Consider the following 3286-nt stretch of genomic DNA (forward strand, 5'->3'; position numbering starts at 1 on the left):
CCCGCGAAGAGGCCCTCACATTCAACATCAATGTCGACTGACACACCGCCTTCGCGAGCAGGCTCCCACAAGGGATTGCTTAATCATCCTCATGCAACTTGATGCCGCGTTTATGCAACACATAGGGCACCACCAGCACCAGCAGCGTCAGGGCGAGGAAGAACGCCGAGATCGGTTGCGTGACGAACACCGTCCAGTCGCCCTGGCTGATGGACAAGGCGTTACGCAGTTGTTTCTCGGCCATCGGCCCCAGCAGCATGCCGACGATCACCGGGGCGACGGGGAAGTCGAACCGCCGCATCAGCACCCCACCCCAGCCAATCGCCAACATCAGGATCAGGTCGAAGGATGAGTGACGCATGCCATACACGCCGATGGTGGCGAATACAAGGATGCCGGCGTTCAGGTACGGCCGGGGGATTTGCAGCAGTTTGACCCACAGCCCCACCAGCGGCAGGTTCAACACCAGCAGGATCACGTTGCCGATATACAGCGAGGCCACCAGCGTCCACACCAGGTCGGCGGAGGTTTCGAACAGCATCGGCCCTGGTTGCAGGTTGTAGTTCTGGAACGCGGCCAGCAGGATCGCCGCGGTAGCGGACGTCGGGATGCCCAGGGTCAACAACGGCACCAGGGAGCCGGTCGCGCTGGCATTGTTGGCCGCTTCGGGGCCGGCGACACCTTCGATGGCACCCTCGCCCTTGTTGGCGGAAAACTCCTTGGGGTATCGGCTGAGCTTGCGCTCGGTGGAATAGGACAAAAAGGTTGGAATCTCGGCGCCACCGGCCGGAATCGAACCAAACGGAAAACCGATCAGCGTGCCCCGCAGCCACGCCGGCACCGAGCGTTTCCAGTCCGCACGGGTCATCCACAACGAGGTCAGGCGATGCCGTCCTTCGTTTGATTCCCCTTGATAGAGCAGGCTGTACAAGGCCTCGCCAACCGCGAACAAACCGACCGCCACCAGCACCACCTCGATACCGTCGACCAATTCGGGCACGCCGAGGGTGTAGCGGGCAATACCCGAGGTCGAGTCCAGGCCGATCAAACCGATGGTCAGCCCGACGCCGAGTGAAGCAAACCCTCTGAGCATGGAAGCGCCAAGCACCGCCGACACGGTGGTGAACGACAGCACCAGGATCGCGAAGTATTCGGTCGGGCCGAAATTCAGTGCCAGCCTGGCGACGATGGGTGCGAACAGCGTCAGCAAAATCGTGGCGATGGTGCCGGCGACGAATGAGCCTATCGCCGCCGTTGCCAGCGCAGGCCCGGCCCGGCCGTTGCGCGCCATCAGGTTGCCTTCCAGTGCCGTGACCATGGAAGACGATTCACCGGGGGTGTTGAGCAGGATCGAGGTGGTGGAGCCGCCGAACTGTGCGCCGTAATAGATACCGGCGAACATGATCAGCGCGCCAGTGGGGTCGACCTTGGCGGTGATCGGCAACAGCAGGGCCACCGTCAGCGCCGGACCGATCCCCGGCAACACACCGATGGCGGTGCCGAGCAGGCAGCCGATGAACCCCCACATCAGGTTGATCGGCGTCAGTGCCGCTGAAAACCCCATCATCAGGCTTGAAAGAATGTCCACTGAGTCGATCTCCTCTCACAGCCAGATGTTGATCAGCGATGGCAGGGAAACCCCCAGCCCGGCGTTGAACAACCAGTAGATCGGTAGAGTCAAGGCAATGCCGATGGCCAGGTCCCGCACCGGATGACGGCTGCCAAACCCCCGCGCCGAACAGGCAAACAGCAACCCGGCGGCCAGCACAAAGCCGATGAGGTTGATCAGCACCGCCACCCCGACAAGCCCCGCGGTCACCCAGGCCGCACCGGTTTTTCCAGCGGGCACCGTGGCGACGTCGTTATCCAGCTCGCGAAAGCCGCCACTGATGGCCTGATACCCCAGCACCAAGCCCACTGCACCCAGAAACGCCGCCACGATATAGGGATAAACGTACGCCGGGAGGATGACGAAACCCATTTCAGGCGGAAAACGGTAGGCGCCAATCGCCAATACGACGCTGATGGCGATCAGGCCGATGCCGACCGCCAATTGCGTCGGCACCACTGCGCGCAGTGTGGCCATCTCAAAGCAGCCCGACCTTGACCAGCATCGCGCGCAACCGTGCGTGTTCCTCGTCGACGAATTTGCCGAACTCATCGCCGGTCAGCACGCTGGGCGTCCAGGCGTTAGTCTGGAGATTGTCCTGCCAGACCTTGCTGTTGGTGGCGGCCACGACAGCGTCGATCACCTCTTTACGCTGCTCCGGGGTAAGGCCCGCTGCACCGTAAACGCCGCGCCAGTTGCCGATCGTCACGTCGTAGCCGCTTTCCTTGAGGGTCGGTGCATCAATGCCGGGCACGCGCTCCGGCGCACCGATGGCCAGGACCCGGAACTGACCGGTCTTGATGTATTGGCCAAGCTCCGCGTAACCGCCGGTGATCACCTTGAGCTGGCCGCCCAGCGCCTGGGCAACCACTTCGCCGCCCCCACCAAACGCCACGTAGTTCACCTTGTTGACCGGCACGTCCAGCTTGCCCGCCAGCTCGGCAATGCCGATGTGATCCACCGAGCCCTTGGAGCCGCCGCCCCAGGTGATGCTCGTTGGGTTGGCCTTGAAGGCCTTGATCAGGTCATCGAGGGTCTTGTACTCAGACTCCTTGCGCACGGCGATCACGTTGTACTCCGTGAACAGCCGGGCAATGGGCGTCACATCCTTCAGGCTGATCTGTGGTTTGTTCTGCTCGATGCCCGCGACCATGATCGCGCCGACCACCAGCAACGCGTTCGGGTCACCCTTGGTGCTGTTGGCAAACTGCGCCAGCCCCAGGGTCCCGCCTGCCCCGCCCTTGTTCTCGAAGGTCACGGCCTTGGCCGTATTGGCCTCGACCATGGCCTTGCCCAGTACCCGGGCGGTCTGGTCGTAGCCACCGCCCACCGAGCCCGGGGCCATGAATTTCACGGTATCCAGCGCGAAGGCGGGGGCGACAAGCACGGCAGCGGTCAAACCGGCGGCCATGCAGCGACTGAAACGACGGATCAAAGCGGACATGAGCATCTCCTGATTGCATTGTTTTTATAGGTGCCGCTTGCCCATCGAGGTGCTCGACGGGCATGGGCCTGCGAACAAGCTTAGGCCATGGATCCGTGGGTTGATCTGTTTTGCTGAAACCACTGTAGGAGCGAGCTTGCTCCGGGCGGCGTTCCGACGATGGACGTCAACGATAACGCGGGCTGTCTGAATCCCCGCGGTGTCTCGGCGTTTTTCGCGAGCGAGCTCGCTCC

General features: G+C 62.6%; 3 protein-coding genes. All 3 read right to left on the reverse strand.

The features are described from left to right. Positions 1-79 precede the first annotated feature (79 nt). Genes PMI31_RS25395 through PMI31_RS25405 form a run of 3 tightly spaced genes read right to left on the reverse strand, consistent with a single transcriptional unit; the run spans position 80 to position 3053 of the window. Entirely contained in the window at positions 80-1588 is a 1509-nt protein-coding gene (locus tag PMI31_RS25395) for a tripartite tricarboxylate transporter permease (protein WP_008022268.1), read from the reverse strand. Between the two features lie 15 nt (positions 1589-1603). Continuing rightward, the gene (locus PMI31_RS25400; RefSeq protein ID WP_008022270.1) at positions 1604-2086 is read right to left on the reverse strand and encodes a tripartite tricarboxylate transporter TctB family protein; all 483 of its coding nucleotides are present in this window, start codon (positions 2084-2086) and stop codon (positions 1604-1606) included. A gap of 1 nt (position 2087) precedes the next feature. Further along, positions 2088-3053, reverse strand: a complete 966-nt coding sequence (locus tag PMI31_RS25405) for a Bug family tripartite tricarboxylate transporter substrate binding protein (protein ID WP_008022273.1) — start codon at positions 3051-3053, stop codon at positions 2088-2090. Between the last annotated feature and the right edge of the window lie 233 nt (positions 3054-3286).

Origin of the sequence: Pseudomonas sp. GM55, from assembly GCF_000282395.1 — a bacterium.
GTDB classification, from domain to species: Bacteria; Pseudomonadota; Gammaproteobacteria; order Pseudomonadales; family Pseudomonadaceae; genus Aquipseudomonas; species Aquipseudomonas fluorescens_CC.